Genomic DNA, 16,218 nt, shown 5'->3' on the forward strand with positions numbered 1-16,218 from the left:
AGTAGCAAATAAAATACCCTTCTCTTAAAGAAAAAGATATTCTTTAAAAAGGCTATCACAAGATTTTATCTCAAAAGTGTTCTTCTTGAGCAGGTACCAAAATTTTCCGCGTCCCCATATCATTTGCCGCGCTCATAATGCCTTTCTCTCTCCATCCGCGCAATCAATGAAACAGCACGGTTATAGCCAATGCCTAAATGGTGTTGAAGATAAAAGGTGGAAGCTTTGTGATCACGACGAACAATAACAACCACTTGACTAGAGAAATCATCTGCTGAAGAAGAAAATAACAACGCACCCGCACTCTCCTAACCAATCTTGCCTACATCACTCTCCACACAATCAAACGGCTCTCGCGTTTCTAAAGCTATGAAAATCTCCCGCGTCCCCACATCATTTGCCGCGCTCATAATGCCTTTCTCTCTCCATCCGCGCAACCAATGAAACAGCACGGCTATAGCCAATGCCTAAACGGCGTTGAAGATAAAAGGTAGAAGCTTTGCGATCACGAAGAACAATAACAACCACTTGACTAGAGAAATCATCTGCTGAAGAAGAAAACAACAACGCATCCGCACTCTTCTAACCAATCTTGCCTACATCACTCTCCACACAATCAAACGGCTCTCGCGTTTCTAAAGCCATGAAAATCTCCCGCGTCCCCACATCATTTGCCACGCTCATAATATCCTCTATTTCCGTACATTCAATGCGTAAAGTAGCACAGATTATAACCAACACTCAATGGGAAATGAAGCAGCAAAAATACCACTCCCGTTCACATAAATTTTCTTTTCAGTGAAAAAACATTTTTATAAATGCTCACAAGCAACAGCCATTGACGCTATAATTTAAGAAGAACGCTGAATACATCCCCTCTTGAAAAGAGGAAGATATTCTTAAAAAAAACTATCACGCGATTTTATCTCAAAAGCGTTCTTCTTCAGCAGGCACCAAAATTTCCCGTTTCCCCGCATGATTTGCCGCACTAATAATGCCTTCTTCTTCCATCCGCTCAATCAATGAAGCAGCACGGTTATAGCCAATTCCTAGACGACGCTGAATATAAGAGGTAGAAGCTTTACGGTCACGAAGAACCACTGCAACAGCTTGGCTATAAGGGTCATCTGCACAAGGAGAATTCGGCGATGCATCCGCCTCATTTTCTGGGCTCTCTTGGGTAATAGTCTCTAAATAATCAGGCAAAGCTTGTGCTTTGAGATGCATGACCACCTGCTCCACTTCATCATCAGCCACAAAAGGTCCATGAACACGCTGGACACGCCCTCCGCCCATCATAAATAACATATCCCCTTGCCCCAACAATTGCTCAGCGCCCTGTTCACCAAGAATTGTTCGACTGTCAATTTTTGAACTGACAGAAAAAGAAATGCGTGTTGGAAAATTTGCTTTAATAGTCCCCGTAATCACATCCACTGAAGGACGCTGTGTCGCCATAATCACGTGGATACCGGCAGCACGCGCCATTTGTGCCAAACGCTGCACTGCTCCTTCAATATCTTTGCCAGCAACCATCATCAAATCAGCCATTTCATCAATAATGACGACAATATAAGGCATAGGGCTAAAATCAAGCGTTTCCGTTTCATATAGGGGTTCACCGGTCTCATGATCAAAGCCCACTTGAATGGTACGCGCCATTGTCTCTCCTTGACTTTTTGCTTCTTTGAGACGTGCATTAAACCCATCAATATTACGCACACTCAATTTAGACATTTTGCTGTAACGCTCTTCCATTTCACGAACAGCCCATTTCAATGCAATCACGGCTTTTTTCGGATCAGTCACCACGGGTGTTAACAAATGGGGAATGCCATCATAAACTGAAAGTTCAAGCATTTTCGGATCCACCATGATAAGACGACATTGTTCAGGTGTCATGCGATAAAGAAGCGATAAAATCATGGTATTAATGGCGACAGATTTTCCCGATCCCGTTGTACCAGCCACCAAAAGATGCGGCATTTTTGCTAAATCCGCGATAACGGTCTCTCCCCCTATCGTCTTACCCAAAGCAAGTCCTAGTTTTGCTTTACTCTCAACAAATTCTTGCGCTTGTAACATTTCTCGTAAATAAACCATTTCACGCTTTGCATTGGGCAATTCTATGCCAATAACATTGCGTCCTGGCACCACAGCAACACGCGCTGAAATCGCACGCATTGAACGCGCAATATCATCTGCCAAACCAATAATACGGGAAGACTTAATACCAGCTGCTGGTTCAAATTCATACAAAGTGACCACCGGACCAGGGCGCGCATCAATAATTTTTCCCCTAACACCAAAATCTAACAACACTCTCTCAAGTTCCTGAGAATTGGCTTTTAAGGCAGCAGGAGAAAGTTTTGCATCTCGAATAGATGGGGGTGGAACCGAAAGATAATCTAAATGTGGAAGAAGAAAACCACCATTTGCAGAAGCCGTTAAAGATTTCACAGCACGGCTTTTAGCAGGAGAAACAGACGCCTTCGTCTGATTTTCTTGATATTTTATTTTTTCATCGCTAAAAATTGGTTCAATTCGATCCAATGACTTTTCTTGTCTCTTAGAGCGACTTTTGTAGGAAAAAAGGCGAAAAAAGCGCGCTTGTAAAAAATAAAAAAGATGTAAAACAGCGCCCAAAGTTGTCACGAAAAAACCATGCTGTACCCTTTCTGTCTGCTGTTCCGTATCTTCTAATACATCGAAGAGAGGATCAATATGTTCGTTTTTTGGGACATTTTTTACTTTTCTTTTTTTTGTCTTGCGCCGCCATACCACATTGCCGGCAAAAGCAGCCATAAAAAAACCTAAAACGAGAACAACTCCCCCCAACAACACATTCTGAACAGGAGAAAGAAAAACAGGAAAAATTGAATAAACAGCCCCTAAAACTTTATCGCCCAAAACCCCACCCAACCCCATAGGCAATGGCCAATATGTAAAAGAAGCAACAGGTGTTATAAGGGCTAAAGAAATTAAAAAACAAATCGTTGACAGCCCCCATAAAAACAGGCGAAAAATCAAATTATAGATATTCTTTTGCGCCAACAAAAGAAACGACCAAAATAATGGCGGCAACAACACACCAAGACTTGCCAGACCAAAAAACTGCATAACAAAATCTGAAAAAATCGCCCCTGGCCATCCCATCAAGTTTGTAATCTTATTGGTACTCGCATGCGTTAACGAGGGGTCTGCAGCATTCCACGTTGCCAAAGCCAAAACGCAAAAAAGAAGGAAACCCAAAAGTCCAAGCCCAATGAAAACACCAATTTGGCGCAAAAACATTTCAATAAGTCGTGAACTATAAGATTTTTGCGCTTCTAATGAATCATAAGGAAAAGAACTTTGATGCATCTCTCAATTCCAAATACAAAACCTTCACATTAAAGAGTTGTAAAATTATAACCACAAAATACTAACACAGCTTTAATCACCATAATCATAACTCTTCTCTCACCTGCTCTGACATAAAGATTTTTTCAAGAAAGCAGGATAAAACATATTTTATACAACTTAAAAATACCCTATCATCCCCATCTGATTTTAGTTTTTTGACATAAACCAAGTATAAAAATATAAAATCAAATGAAATATTCGAGACAAAATTTGCCCCGTAAAATTTAAAGTGGACGATACAACCGGCCCCCAAAAGGAGCAAACCACAGAAACAGCCTCTCTATCCGCCAGCGCAAATGTTAAAACGTTAAGAAAAAAATACATCTTTTGGAGCAATGAGGCAATTAACATATAACGCAAAATATTGTATAAAAGGGAATATTCAAAAAAGAGAGCTTTTTTAAAAACGAATAAACTGCCAAGAATGGAACGAAATGTTGTGTATTCTGATCCCAATAAAAATGTAAAATCCGATAAAGAAACAAAATCCAATAAAACGGTAAAACAATGTGATCTTCTCATTGCGGGGGGAGCAGCGGTTGGTTTAACGCTGGCAATAGCACTCAAGCAAGCAGCCCCCGGACTCAAAATGCATATTGTTGATGCTGCTCCTCCACAAAATCTTCCCTCTTCCAATATACGAACCATCGCCCTTGCTGCTGCTTCTCTTCGTATGTTCAAACAACTGCAATGTTGGGAAACGATAAAACCCTATACACAACCCATTCATTCCATGATCATCACCGATGCATGCGTAAATGATCCAGTTAAACCAACTCTTTTAACCTTTGAAGGAGACGTTACCCCTGAGGAGCCTTTTGCAGCTATGGTGGAACATAGAGAACTCATCAGCGCCTTAAAAAAGCGTGCAAAAGATCTCGATATTCCTGTCATGACAGATACCCGTGTTGTTGATTTTCACCAAGAAGAGCAACATACAACCGTCACCTTAAACAATAAAGAAACTTGGCAAACAAAACTGCTTATTGCAGCTGATGGTGCACAGTCACAATTACGCGAAAAAGCAGGTCTGAAAAACTTTTCTCATGCCTATAAACAAACAGCAATCATCTGTACCATTGAACATGAAAAACCCCATCATGGACAAGCAATTCAACATTTCTTACCTGCTGGACCTTTCGCACTTCTGCCTCTCAAAGGCAACAAATCGGCCATTGTATGGAATGAAGATCATAAGACTGCGCAATATTATCTCAAAGCTGATCCCTTTATTTTTGAAATAGAACTCGAAAAACGTATTGGTCATCGACTTGGAAAGCTCTCTTGGAATGGTGAGCGTCAAGCTTTTCCCTTGAAGCTTTCCTTAACACGTCAATGTATTAAACCTCGTTTCGCTCTGGTTGGCGATGCTGCCCACACAATTCATCCCCTAGCAGGACAAGGACTCAATTTAGGATTACGCGATAGCGCTGCCCTTGCTGAAGTTATTATTGAAACAGCACGATTGGGACTTGATATTGGCTCCCTTACCGCTTTAGAGCGCTATCAAAGCTGGAGACGTTTTGAAACCACACGTATGGCTTTAAGCAATGATTGGCTTAACAAACTCTTTTCTAATGATAATATCTTCTTGCGCATACTACGCGACGCCGGTCTTGGTATTGTCAATCAAACACCAAAAATAAAAAAATATTTTATTCAAGAAGCTGCCGGCCTTACCCCTCATGCCCCACGTTTGCTACATGGACTCCCACTTTAAAAAATACGCAAAAGCCACACCATTTCACTCTTTTGCAAATTCTGAGTAAAGCTCCCCTTATCAGAGAAGTTCTTTATTTATTTTCCATGCCAAGCTTTTAGAAAAACTCTACAAAACATACAATAAACTGACTTACATCCTATCCTAAAGATCTCTGAAAAATGATGCATGTAAGCTTCCTCTTTTCATACGTAAAAGAAAGCAAACAAAAGCTAGAACATGATCCCCTCTTTTATTTTCAATACCCTGCTCTTGAGTGATCTCCATTATGAATTTTGAGAACAAATGCATTTAAAATGCACCACAGAAACCTATCAAAATACTAAAACCAATATTCATTATAAAAAATTATCTTCTAAAATACTTTCTTATCTTAACTGCATAGATAATAAAAAATAAAGCGCATACCTGTACTCTACAGTTACAGCATAAAAAACAAATTCATAAAAGCATCACATGATTGTTTTACAAACCAGTATTAAAAAACATCAAGACAAACATTCTTCAACACATTAACTTACAATGAAAATTCATCACTTTGCATATTGAATGAGAACCTTGAGAACAGCAAATTTTTAGCTTAACTCTTTTATGATAAATCAATAAAAGCCACTCGCTTACACATCACAAAGGAATCAGTATAAAGATAAATCATTTAAGAAAGAGAGAAAAATACTTCTCATAAATCGTCTTGCTGCGAAAACAAATGTAATCTGAGCGAACAAACAGAATCATAGCACCAGTTTATTACGACAATACCTTAATTTATCATCATGATAAATCATCATTTTTCAATTGAAACCATAACGCCGAATGCTATCATTTTTTATCCGAGTCTCTCACAGAAAATCAATGCCAATTACTTTCTTGCACAACACAAGAAAGATTTCTGTGTAGATAAAACAAGTAAAGATAAAGAAATACCTCTCATGAACATTCTCGCTGCCAAGAGCTGTAACGACACAGAGAGCTTTTAAACAGTATAGATGGTTCCACCTTATGAGCAATACACCTTTCCCACTCAAATAAACTCAATGCATTCTTTCTATAGCTTTATTTTACCATTCAACGTACTTCACTATATTAACTCAGCATTTTGCACATCGAATCATCCGACAGAATACAGCACTTGAGTTCCGTTCTCTTGCTATCTTCATATCTCTTAATATTGCTTAAGCATTATGTTACTTCTAATTCTTCAAGCGTATAACCACTCTCGAGCCATTCTTTAATCCACTTAGGCCTACGCCCCCGCCCATTCCATAACTCCCATTGATTATTGGGATTTCTATAATGACGTTCTTTACTCACAAGATCAGCAATATCAATTCCATGTGCGCTAGCAATTTCAAGAATTTTTCGCCGTGCATTTTGTTTTTCTTTTGCTTGCCGTTTTTTCAATTCCACATCGATTTGGGCACGCATTTCTTGTAGTTCATCAAAATTCATCTTTTTGAGATCATCCACCTTAATTACTCCCCTTGCAAAAAAAGAATTGTGCTTTGCCATATTTTTAACACAATTATAGACAATTTTCGTCCATTTATTATCGAAATTAAAACTACGATGAATATGTCACCTTGACGGAGATGTGCTTTGGACCACGAAGAGTTGTTTAATTGTATCGCAATTATCACGACCGTATCCTTTTTCAGTTTGAACGCTGAAATGGATAATCGAGGTATACAAAGCCTATTGCCTTTCCCTAACTCTCACGAACCAGCGGTCAAAAGTGAATATAAATCGCCATTTTATAAACTATGGCAATATGTGCTAAAGAACAAGCCCTCTCCCCATAGTGATCGTGTAGTTTATTCTTGCAATAAGAAATATTCCCATACACAACGGCTTTTTGCTTTATATCAATATTTTCCAGAAAAATTTAAAAAGTCAGAGAATTATATACAACAATCGGTCTCAATAGTTCCCTCAAAATGGTTATCGCTTAAAAATCACCTCTTTTTTTACAAACATAATAGGCATCACATTGATGGGATCTTAGCATATGCAAGAAGCATTCTTAAAAGGAAGAGAATCGACGTTTGCAAAAGATGTTCGAAGCTAAAGAAGCTCACTTCATACATCCATAGAAATACAATGTGGCAGCGATCAAGAAAATCACACGAATTTAGTGTTTTTATCAATGATTTTTTTCGTGATTGGGTGTGGCGCTTATGATTGTTCCAAGCTTCATAATGGTTGCTGCTGCATACGCGTCAACTCTGTACACTACAGTCCCTTCAGCTGTCATCATGCAGGAGTCATGGAATAACGTCCGTACACTGAGCATGAGTGACGCATTATCACACTCCCCATTCGTATCTCAAAAAACAATCATAACAATCAAACGGAATAAACATAATTTTGACGTAAATCTAGGGCAAATTGGTGTTGAAAATCAGGAATGGTCACAACCCTCTCTCACTGAAGTTTTTGATCTTTGCGGAAATCTTAATGTTGTAAGAGCTGCTTTAAAACATTGCTGTAAACAAACAGCTTTGCAGTACAGTATTGAACAAACTGTGCTCAGCTTTTACGACACAAAAAATTTCAAAAATGGTTTTACCGATCTTTGGATGCAAGAAAATGCATCACATGTCGAGGTTGAAACTCCTGCGTCTGTGAGTGAAGCGTCACAAGAAACTATACAGCTTTATACAAGAAAGGCAGAACAAACAATTAATATAGAATCTCTTCCTGTCTCTTTAGAAGAAGATGCTTTTACACATAAAGAAAGCGGTGCTCATGATGCTTTTACAGCGGACGATTCTTCATTGGAAAGAGAACAAGAGTAATGCAACTACATTTATAGATTAGAACTATAATTTTGATGGAATAGTATGATGAAAGGTAGATAAGAAAATATTAAAGCTCTAATTAGTAAGATTGCATAAAATTTCTTCTAATTGAGGGCGAAAATAATGAAAATGATAGAACAAAACAGTGTTGATAAAGCTTTTAGCCAGAAGGCAGCACGTGAAATTACAATCGTGATGCGTTCAGAAAGAGAGTGGTATTTTACATTTGTTGCCGATGATCCAATCACCGGAAAAGCAAATAAGTATGCACTTCTTACGCAAAGAGGAAAGTTAAGAACTTGGGCTGACCCGAAATATCTCTTTAAATTTCTTCATGAAAGAGGCGTTATCTATGGCAATTTTAATCTTAATGAGGACGAACAAAATGAAACAAGCAAATATTCTTCAAACAACAGTTTGTGATAAAATCATCACAACAACAGCAGCTATAACTGTATTTTTTATGGCACATCCTATATGTGCCCAAGCTCAAAATTTAGATAATGCAAAAACAGTTTTAGAGAAATTTCAAACAGAATTGGGTAAAATTATTCCTGTTGCTGCTGCTGTTATACTTTTGTGCTTAGCAATTGGTTATGCAGGACGTTACATTGAAAAGGATACTTTTGTGCGCTGGGCAATCGGTGTTGTCATTGCTGGTTCGGCAAGCCAAATTGCCTTGATGCTATTTACACCAGTATAATCAAGAGTAAATCATAAAGTATTTATATAACGTGTTATTTTTATTCAAAGATAAAGTTAGAATTTAGTAACTTTATGCATATCAGTAAAGATATCGTTTACATATGAATGTGCCAATTGTAATCTGGATGAAAGTAAATCATATGAAACAGTCAAAAATTCATGCGGCGGTTAATAAGTCTATTTCAATTGTCACCATGATAACCGTTTGTCTGATAGCGTATCCTATATATGTTCAAACACAAAACTTAGAAGATGTAAGAAAAGTTTTAGACACTTTCAAGACTCAATTAATTGGAATTATTCCTGTTGCGGCTGTTATACTTTTGTGCCTAGCAATTGCTTATACAGGTCATTACATAGAAAGGATACATTCGTATGATGGGCAATTGGCGTTGTCATCGCAGGTTCAACAGCTGAACTTGCCAATTTATTATTTAAAGCTAATCAATAAACTTACTTAATAGGAATATGTTTATTTTATACAAATTTATAATAATTGCCATCTAATTAGGTTAAATGATATGAAACGATTAATGAATTTTCAATTAAAATGTAACTATAAAATCAACGCAATTTCTGTAATTATAACTGTGTTTTTTATGAGTAATCCCGTATATGCACAAGTAGCCGGTTTGGAAAATGCAGGAAAAGTTTTAAAAGCTCTAGAAAAAGATCTTATTGAAAAAATTATCCCTGTTGCTGCTGCTGTCATACTTTTATGTTTAGCTATAGGTTATGCGGGACGCTACATTGAGAAAGATACATTTGTACGCTGGGCAATAGGTGTTGTCATTGCTGGTTCAGCAAGCCAAATTGCCTTGATGCTATTTAAGCCATAGTGTATTAAATTGTTGATATTATTTATAACAAAATATATTTTTATAAGTTATAAATAAACTTGTAATAATATTTCTTATTATAAAATAGTAAAAAATGGTATTTTAAAAATCTTTATTGGAACATAAAATGAAAAAATTAAATATTTTTCAAAAAACATTTTGTAATAGAATTATCACAACTTCTGCATCTGTGATTGTATTTTTTATGGCACATCCAGTGTATGCTCAAGCACAGGATTTAACTAATGCAAAAACAGTTTTAGACAAGTTCAAACAACAATTGGATGTGATTATTCCTACCGCTGCTGCTGTTATACTTTTATGTTTAGCAATTGGTTACGCAGGGCGCTACATAGAAAAAGATACTTTTGTACGGTGGGCAATTGGTGTTGTTATCGCAGGTTCCGCACTCCAGATTGCTAAAATGCTATTGAATGTAAATGGATAATAAATACAGAAACATAATGGGCCATATTATTATTTTAAAGTAAATTTTGTATCTGAAAATTTTAAATATATCTAAATACCACATTATTCATGTTGCAGAATATGAGGCGTTTATAAAAATATTAATAAGAGTAAAACATGAAACAATTTAATAAGTTACAATCAAAAAATAATAACAGAATCATTGCAATTTCTGCATCCTTAACCGCATTTTTTATGAGTCATCCTGCATATGCTGACCTAGGAAATGCTAACAAGGTTTTAACTACCCTGAAAACAGAACTTACGAGTAAAATTATTCCTGTTGCCGCTGCTGTCATATTGTTGTGTTTGGCAATTGGTTATGCGGGACGCTACATCGGAAAGGATACTTTTGTACGGTGGGCAATTGGTGTTGTTATCGCAGGTTCCGCCACTCAGCTTGCCGAAATGTTATTTAAGTCTAATTGAAGCAAATTATGAAATAGACGTTACACAAAGTGTTTTTAAAACTCTATCCATGGAACGTATACATATCTGTAGTGGTGTTATTTATGCTGCAAAATAAGGAAATATTATCGAGAATAAGTTAGCCATAATGGGGATAAAAGATATGAAACAAACAAATATTCTTCAAATAAGAACTAGCGATAAGATTAGTGCTATTGTTATAACTTCAATTATATCTTTAATGGTTAAACCAGCCTATGCTCAAACAAAAACTAAAAGCTTAGATATTCTCATGGGTATGCAATATGGGCTTAGTATGGTTATTCCCATTATTTCTGCTGTTATTCTTTTATTTTTATTACTTATTTACATATTTCGCATCATAGCAAGGGCTACATTTTTGCGATGGGCGTTCAGTGTCATCATCGCTGGGGCAGCATTCTATATTAGCCATATATTATTTCACATACAATGACTAGAGCCACACATGAAACCACAACAAAATGAAGCGTTTCCCTTATTTAAAGGAGCAACACGCGTTCCAACCCTTTGGGGTGTACCGATGATGCCACTCATCGTCATGGCTATCAGTGTAGCTATTGTTGCTATGACAATAAACATCTTTTTGTGGATAATCGCTCCACCTCTATGGTTCATTATGGTACAAATTACAAAAAATGATGATAAAGCATTCCGTATCTGGTGGTTGTGGATTGATACCAAACTCCGTAATCGCAACAAAAGTTTTTGGGGCGCTTCAAGTTATAGTCCCTCTGATTACCGCAAAAGGAGATAAATATGATGATGGCTGTTGAAAGTGGTAAACGTCTAACATCAGAAACACCAGTAAGCCTGTTTATACCCTATTCACATCATATTACAGATACAATTATCTCTACTAAAAATGCAGAATATTTGTCGGTCTGGAAGATTGACGGGCGCTCGCATCAAAGCGCTTCACAAGAGGATATTTTTCAGTGGATCAAGGAGTTAAACAATACTTTACGTGGTATTGCATCAGCCAATTTGTCATTTTGGACACATATCGTACGCCGTCGTGTTTATGAATATCCAGATTCAGCATTCGATCAAATTTTTTGTTATCAGCTTGATGAGAAATATCGGCAAAGCTTTACCGGTTATAATTTGATGGTGAATGATCTGTATTTAACCGTCGTTTTCCAACCGATTGCTGATAAAATTATGTCATTCTTTTCCCAACATGAGCGTGAAACACTCGACCAAAAAAAGATGAGGCAAGAGTCATGTATCAAGGCCCTCAATGATGTTAATAATACCTTAGGTCAATCATTAAAGCGTTATGGTGCAGAGCTTCTTGGTGTTTATGAAAAAAATGGACATGCTTATTCTTCTGCGCTTGAATTTCTTGGCATGCTTGTCAATGGCGAATACAGACCCATGCCGATCTGTTATGACCGTTTTGCCGATTATATGTCTATCAATCGGCCTTTTTTCTCGAAATGGGGCGCGCTTGGTGAACTACGAACAAGCAGCGGAATGCGTCGATTTGGAATGCTGGAGATTAAGGAATACGACACGACAACAAAGCCAGGCCAATTGAATGTTTTACTAGAAAGTGACTTTGAATTCGTATTGACACAGAGTTTTTCAGTGCTCTCGCGACATGCTGCTAAGGATTATTTGCAGCGCCATCAACGTAATCTTATTGATGCTCGTGATGTGGCAACAAGTCAAATTGAGCAAATTGATGAAGCACTAAACCAGCTTGTCAGTGGGCATTTTGTTATGGGTGAACATCATTGTACATTGACCATCTATGGTGACACAGCTCAACACGTTCGTGATTATATGGCAAAAGCAAGTGCCGCATTGCTAGATGCAGCAGTATTACCAAAACCCGTAGATTTAGCCATAGAGGCTGGCTATTGGGCACAACTGCCGGCAAATTGGAAATGGCGACCACGTCCAGCGCCAATTACATCACTAAACTTTTTATCATTTTCGTCCTTTCATAACTTTATGTCAGGCAAACCAACGGAGAATCCATGGGGGCCAGCAGTTACGATTCTGAAAACAACCAGTAAAACACCACTCTATTTTAATTTTCATGCCTCTAAAATCGAAGAAGATTCAACAGATAAACGCTTACTTGGTAATACCGCTCTTATAGGACAATCTGGTTCTGGTAAAACTGTACTTCTCGGTTTTTTACTAGCACAAGCACAGAAATTTAAACCAACAACTGTTGTATTTGACAAAGACCGTGGTATGGAAATTGTTATTCGAGCTATGGGTGGTCGATATCTAACATTTAAACCTGGTAAGCGAAGTGGTTTCAATCCTTTCCAGCTCCCTCCCACACAAGATAACCTTATTTTTCTAAAACAATTTGTTAAAAAATTAGCAGAAGCTGGTGGTGAGGTCACACATCATGATGAGGAGGAAATTAATCAGGCTGTGATGTCTGTCATGAGTAGCAATATTGACAAATCATTGCGTCGTTTATCCTTTTTAGTGCAGTTCTTACCCAATCCGCATTTAAACGATTATAACGCACACCCATCTGTTCATGCTCGCTTGATAAAATGGTGTGAAGGTGGTGATTATGGATGGTTATTTGATAATCCCGATGATGCACTGGATCTCTCAACCCATCAAATTTACGGTTTTGATATTACTGAATTCTTAGATAACCCAGAAACGCGTACTCCGGTCATGATGTATTTGCTTTACCGCACAGAAGGAATGATTAGCGGACAGCGTTTTATGTATATCTTTGATGAGTTTTGGAAGCCTTTGCAAGATCCATATTTTGAAGATCTGGCAAAAAACAAACAAAAAACCATTCGTAAACAAAATGGTATTTTTGTTTACGCCACTCAAGAGCCTAGTGACGCCTTGGAAAGTAATATCGCCAAGACGCTTATTCAGCAGTGTGCAACCTACATTTTTTTAGCCAACCCCAAAGCAAGTTATGAAGATTATACACAAGGTTTTAAACTCACCGACGCTGAATTTGAGCTGATCAAAGGACTTGGGGAATTTAGTCGCCGATTTCTTATCAAGCAAGGTGATCAATCCGCACTTGCAGAGTTAAATCTTGGTAAGTTCCATGTAGAAATCGATGGAAAAACTGTTGAACGTGATTTTAGTGAGGAGCTCTTAGTATTATCAGGCACACCTGATAATGCAGAATTTGTTGAAAACATTATTGCTGAAGTAGGTGATGATCCGGCAATATGGTTACCAGTTTTTTTAAAACATGTAAAAACTGACAGGAGGGAAACATGAGAAAGGTAATTATCACGATAGCAATAACAGTCATTTTAGGAACCACGAACTCAGCACTGGCTTGGATTCAATTAGGAGCCGGAGCCGCAGACTTAAAATCAATAGTTCCAAGCGGATGGCCTTGGGTACAATCATCAAAACCCGCACCTGCACCTAAAAAACCTGTTACACCGCAGCATTATATAGACATTATCAAGTTATTAAAACAACAACTTAAACAAGCAAAAGAAACACATCAATCTATAACAGAGAATCGAGAACTTGGAAGTGCGCAAACAGACTACACTAGTTTTTTTCTCAAAAAACCAGAATTGGTCTACGATGAAAACAGCGCTTCAGAAATATTCACATCAGTTAACGATATTCTTCAGAAAGAGAATACTTCTACGTCTGTTCAAGAATCCCGCGATGCCATCACTAAACGGATTCGATATGCAACAATTGCTGATCAAGCTGTAAGTTTAAAAACTTTTCAAGACGCAGAGAAGCGTTTTAATCAAATTTCAGAACTCATAGAAAAAATCAATGAAACAAGAGATCTAAAAAGTATTGCTGAGCTACAAGCATATATAGCTGGAATGCTTGCCATGATACAGAATGAAACCGCAAAACTACAAATGGTTAACTATTCACGTAATGCAGAACAAGCACTTATTAAGCAAAAAAAATACAACCGCAATATGAAAATTTTGAATAGTAAAAACACGAAAATGCCTAGTATAAAATTTATTCGATAAAATTTTTTACTACAATATTATTCTTTCCACTCATGAAATAAGGAAGCATGCGTAATTCAATAGTTTTTCAATGATCTAAGAAACTTATTAAATTCAACTCTACAGCAAAATAATTTCAGTAAAAAGTGCCTAGCAACACACGAAAATGATAATTCACTAAAGAGGAAGGTCATGAGTTTTCAAATGTTCACACAGCTTTTCGATACTATCGATAAAGCAACAGCGACATATGTTACGGAGATCTCCTCAAAAGCAGTCGCTACAATTACACCTTTCGTATCAGTCGGTCTCACTATATCTTTCATCGTATACGGACTGCTCATCATGCGTGGTGCAATAGATATGCCACTCTCTGGGTTCCTAAGCCGTTGCCTGCGGATAAGTATTATCACTTCAATTGCACTAACCGCAGGACTTTATCAGCCAGAAATCGCAAATATAATAAAAGAACTACCAAACGATTTGTTAAGCGCACTTATAAACGATCCCTTAAATAATAGCCAACTCGCTAACTTGCTTGACACAGCAGCAGGCAATGGGTTTAATTCTGCAGTTCGTATTTTTGAGGAAAGTACTTTTTTAGATTCCGATGGATTACTGTATGGTCTCTTCGGTATACTTATCCTACTTGCTACAAGTTTCCTCGTAGCAATTGGTGGCGCGTTCATACTGCTAGCAAAAATCGCACTTGTGCTTCTGGTAGGACTCGGACCACTCTTTATCATTGCCTTGCTTTGGCAACCAACATATCAGTTTTTTGAACGATGGGTAGCTCAAATTCTAAGCTATACAATCTTCATTGTACTTCTAGCAACCATATTTAGCTTTATGATGCATATCTTTGCAAACTATACAAACGACATAAGATTGGAGAAATACCAGAATATAGGTTACACCATTGGTGGTGCTCTCATCTTATCTATTCTCTTCATTGTTCTGTTACTCAAAACATCCAGCATTGCCAATTCTCTAGCAAAAGGTATTACCTTTGGACATCTTTGGAAACCAGATACCATAAAAAACAATACCTCTCATAACATCCATATGAGAAAATAATAATAATATATTTTGTAATCAAAATTGAAATACTGATAAGAAAATACTAGAAAAATACATAACAGTTGTAAAATAAGAATATGAAAAGGAGTAAAATGTGAAAAGGCTGTTTATTATAACAGGAGTAATTGCATTTTTAGAAATACAAAATGCAACTCTAGCAAGTGCAGACTTCGCTATTTCAGCAAAAGAGTATGCAAAAATTATTGAGTTGATAAAACAGCAGATTGATTTAAACAAAAGACAACTTCACTACGGACAACAAATATATACCTCGATATCAGGAAATCGAACAAAGCCGAAAGAAAAAGAAGATAATGGAAACCTTCTCCTTTCGCAACCAAACTTCATTTACCATAAAAATAAGCACGATGACATAATTCGTGGAACATCGTTAACTGTTGAAGATATAAAAAAAGAAGAAAACGTAGAACGCTTTACAGATCTTCACGAGGGACGCACAGTAATTACTGAACGTCTTCACCATGCAGCGGCTGTCGATAAAGCGGTAAGTATAGAAGCTTTTTCTACAATAGAACGTCGTTTTGAGGAAATTGCAAAGTTATTGGTTGCTCATGAAAAGGTGAATGATTTAAAAGGCATTGCTGAAATACGTGCACGCATGAAGATCATGCTAGCTATGATACAGAATGAAGCAACAAAATTACAAATGGTTGCACATTCTAGAAATGCAGAACAAGCACTTATTAAACAGCAAAAGCGCGCCTTACATGCATATAGTTTTAGAAAAGAGCTATCAACAATGCCAAAAATCCGCATTAATAACAGTACGAGACCTTCATAATTAT

The 16,218-nt window shown here is 37.2% G+C and carries 15 protein-coding genes and 4 pseudogenes; 14 read left to right on the top strand and 5 right to left on the bottom strand.

Annotation, left to right across the window (positions count from 1 at the left end):
• Positions 1-119: 119 nt before the first annotated feature.
• From FS875_RS00535 to FS875_RS10935, 4 genes and pseudogenes are all read right to left on the bottom strand, one after another.
• Positions 120-293, bottom strand: a complete 174-nt coding sequence (locus FS875_RS00535; RefSeq protein WP_425456886.1) for a DNA translocase FtsK — start codon at positions 291-293, stop codon at positions 120-122.
• A gap of 15 nt (positions 294-308) precedes the next feature.
• A pseudogene (locus FS875_RS10925) lies at positions 309-531 on the bottom strand (DNA translocase FtsK); the annotation flags it as partial.
• Positions 532-927: 396 nt separating this feature from the next.
• A pseudogene (locus FS875_RS10930) lies at positions 928-2,379 on the bottom strand (DNA translocase FtsK); the annotation flags it as partial.
• Between the two features lie 441 nt (positions 2,380-2,820).
• Positions 2,821-3,363 (bottom strand): annotated as a pseudogene (locus tag FS875_RS10935) (DNA translocase FtsK 4TM domain-containing protein); the annotation flags it as partial.
• Positions 3,364-3,844: 481 nt separating this feature from the next.
• Between FS875_RS10935 and FS875_RS00550 the strand changes: the two are divergent.
• Entirely contained in the window at positions 3,845-5,125 is a 1,281-nt protein-coding gene (locus FS875_RS00550; protein ID WP_144751850.1) for a ubiquinone biosynthesis hydroxylase, read from the top strand.
• A 1,179-nt stretch (positions 5,126-6,304) separates the two neighbouring features.
• Here FS875_RS00550 and FS875_RS00555 read toward each other — a convergent pair.
• Complete coding sequence (locus FS875_RS00555; RefSeq protein ID WP_144751535.1) at positions 6,305-6,592, bottom strand: H-NS histone family protein; 288 nt, start codon at positions 6,590-6,592, stop codon at positions 6,305-6,307.
• 707 nt (positions 6,593-7,299) lie between these two features.
• Between FS875_RS00555 and FS875_RS00560 the strand changes: the two genes are divergently transcribed.
• From FS875_RS00560 to FS875_RS00620, 13 genes and pseudogenes are all read left to right on the top strand, one after another.
• Complete coding sequence (locus tag FS875_RS00560; RefSeq protein WP_144751538.1) at positions 7,300-7,920, top strand: lytic transglycosylase domain-containing protein; 621 nt, start codon at positions 7,300-7,302, stop codon at positions 7,918-7,920.
• A gap of 126 nt (positions 7,921-8,046) precedes the next feature.
• Positions 8,047-8,346, top strand: a complete 300-nt coding sequence (korA, locus tag FS875_RS00565; protein ID WP_144751541.1) for a KorA family transcriptional regulator — start codon at positions 8,047-8,049, stop codon at positions 8,344-8,346.
• On the top strand, positions 8,309-8,626 hold the full coding sequence (gene trwL / locus FS875_RS00570; RefSeq protein ID WP_144751543.1) for a VirB2 family type IV secretion system major pilin TrwL: 318 nt from the start codon (positions 8,309-8,311) through the stop codon (positions 8,624-8,626). The genes korA and trwL (FS875_RS00570) overlap by 38 nt, the downstream gene beginning before the upstream one ends.
• Before the next feature lie 142 nt (positions 8,627-8,768).
• A pseudogene (gene trwL, locus FS875_RS00575) lies at positions 8,769-9,079 on the top strand (VirB2 family type IV secretion system major pilin TrwL).
• A gap of 70 nt (positions 9,080-9,149) precedes the next feature.
• Positions 9,150-9,467: a VirB2 family type IV secretion system major pilin TrwL gene (gene trwL, locus FS875_RS00580; protein ID WP_144751547.1), complete on the top strand. Its 318-nt coding sequence runs from the start codon at positions 9,150-9,152 to the stop codon at positions 9,465-9,467.
• A 127-nt stretch (positions 9,468-9,594) separates the two neighbouring features.
• Positions 9,595-9,915 (top strand): VirB2 family type IV secretion system major pilin TrwL, encoded by a 321-nt coding sequence (trwL, locus tag FS875_RS00585; RefSeq protein ID WP_144751550.1) that lies wholly within the window; start codon positions 9,595-9,597, stop codon positions 9,913-9,915.
• Positions 9,916-10,052: 137 nt separating this feature from the next.
• Positions 10,053-10,364 carry a VirB2 family type IV secretion system major pilin TrwL gene (gene trwL, locus FS875_RS00590; protein ID WP_144751554.1) on the top strand — a complete coding sequence of 104 codons (312 nt, stop codon included), beginning with the start codon at positions 10,053-10,055 and terminating at the stop codon, positions 10,362-10,364.
• A 142-nt stretch (positions 10,365-10,506) separates the two neighbouring features.
• The gene (locus FS875_RS00595; RefSeq protein WP_144751558.1) at positions 10,507-10,818 is read left to right on the top strand and encodes a conjugal transfer protein; all 312 of its coding nucleotides are present in this window, start codon (positions 10,507-10,509) and stop codon (positions 10,816-10,818) included.
• Positions 10,819-10,830: 12 nt separating this feature from the next.
• Positions 10,831-11,139, top strand: a complete 309-nt coding sequence (locus FS875_RS00600; RefSeq protein ID WP_144751561.1) for a VirB3 family type IV secretion system protein — start codon at positions 10,831-10,833, stop codon at positions 11,137-11,139.
• A 5-nt stretch (positions 11,140-11,144) separates the two neighbouring features.
• The gene (trwK, locus tag FS875_RS00605; RefSeq protein WP_144751853.1) at positions 11,145-13,616 is read left to right on the top strand and encodes a VirB4 family type IV secretion/conjugal transfer ATPase TrwK; all 2,472 of its coding nucleotides are present in this window, start codon (positions 11,145-11,147) and stop codon (positions 13,614-13,616) included.
• A complete protein-coding gene (locus FS875_RS00610; protein ID WP_144751564.1) occupies positions 13,613-14,353 on the top strand; it encodes a TrbJ/VirB5 family protein in 741 nt (246 codons plus the stop codon). The genes trwK and FS875_RS00610 overlap by 4 nt, the downstream gene beginning before the upstream one ends.
• Before the next feature lie 171 nt (positions 14,354-14,524).
• On the top strand, positions 14,525-15,409 hold the full coding sequence (locus tag FS875_RS00615; RefSeq protein WP_144751567.1) for a TrbL/VirB6 family protein: 885 nt from the start codon (positions 14,525-14,527) through the stop codon (positions 15,407-15,409).
• A 97-nt stretch (positions 15,410-15,506) separates the two neighbouring features.
• The gene (locus FS875_RS00620) at positions 15,507-16,214 is read left to right on the top strand and encodes a TrbJ/VirB5 family protein (RefSeq protein WP_144751570.1); all 708 of its coding nucleotides are present in this window, start codon (positions 15,507-15,509) and stop codon (positions 16,212-16,214) included.
• Positions 16,215-16,218 lie beyond the last annotated feature (4 nt).

It is taken from the genome of Bartonella saheliensis (assembly GCF_902162175.1).

Coding starts and splice junctions, on each gene's coding strand:
- trwL (WP_144751554.1), top strand. CDS start 10,053: ATGAAACAATTTAATAAGTTACAATCAAAAAATAATAACAGAATCATT.
- trwK (WP_144751853.1), top strand. CDS start 11,145: ATGATGGCTGTTGAAAGTGGTAAACGTCTAACATCAGAAACACCAGTA.
- trwL (WP_144751550.1), top strand. CDS start 9,595: ATGAAAAAATTAAATATTTTTCAAAAAACATTTTGTAATAGAATTATC.
- korA (WP_144751541.1), top strand. CDS start 8,047: ATGAAAATGATAGAACAAAACAGTGTTGATAAAGCTTTTAGCCAGAAG.
- FS875_RS00600 (WP_144751561.1), top strand. CDS start 10,831: ATGAAACCACAACAAAATGAAGCGTTTCCCTTATTTAAAGGAGCAACA.
- FS875_RS00595 (WP_144751558.1), top strand. CDS start 10,507: ATGAAACAAACAAATATTCTTCAAATAAGAACTAGCGATAAGATTAGT.
- trwL (WP_144751547.1), top strand. CDS start 9,150: ATGAAACGATTAATGAATTTTCAATTAAAATGTAACTATAAAATCAAC.
- FS875_RS00615 (WP_144751567.1), top strand. CDS start 14,525: ATGAGTTTTCAAATGTTCACACAGCTTTTCGATACTATCGATAAAGCA.
- FS875_RS00560 (WP_144751538.1), top strand. CDS start 7,300: ATGATTGTTCCAAGCTTCATAATGGTTGCTGCTGCATACGCGTCAACT.
- trwL (WP_144751543.1), top strand. CDS start 8,309: ATGAAACAAGCAAATATTCTTCAAACAACAGTTTGTGATAAAATCATC.
- FS875_RS00610 (WP_144751564.1), top strand. CDS start 13,613: ATGAGAAAGGTAATTATCACGATAGCAATAACAGTCATTTTAGGAACC.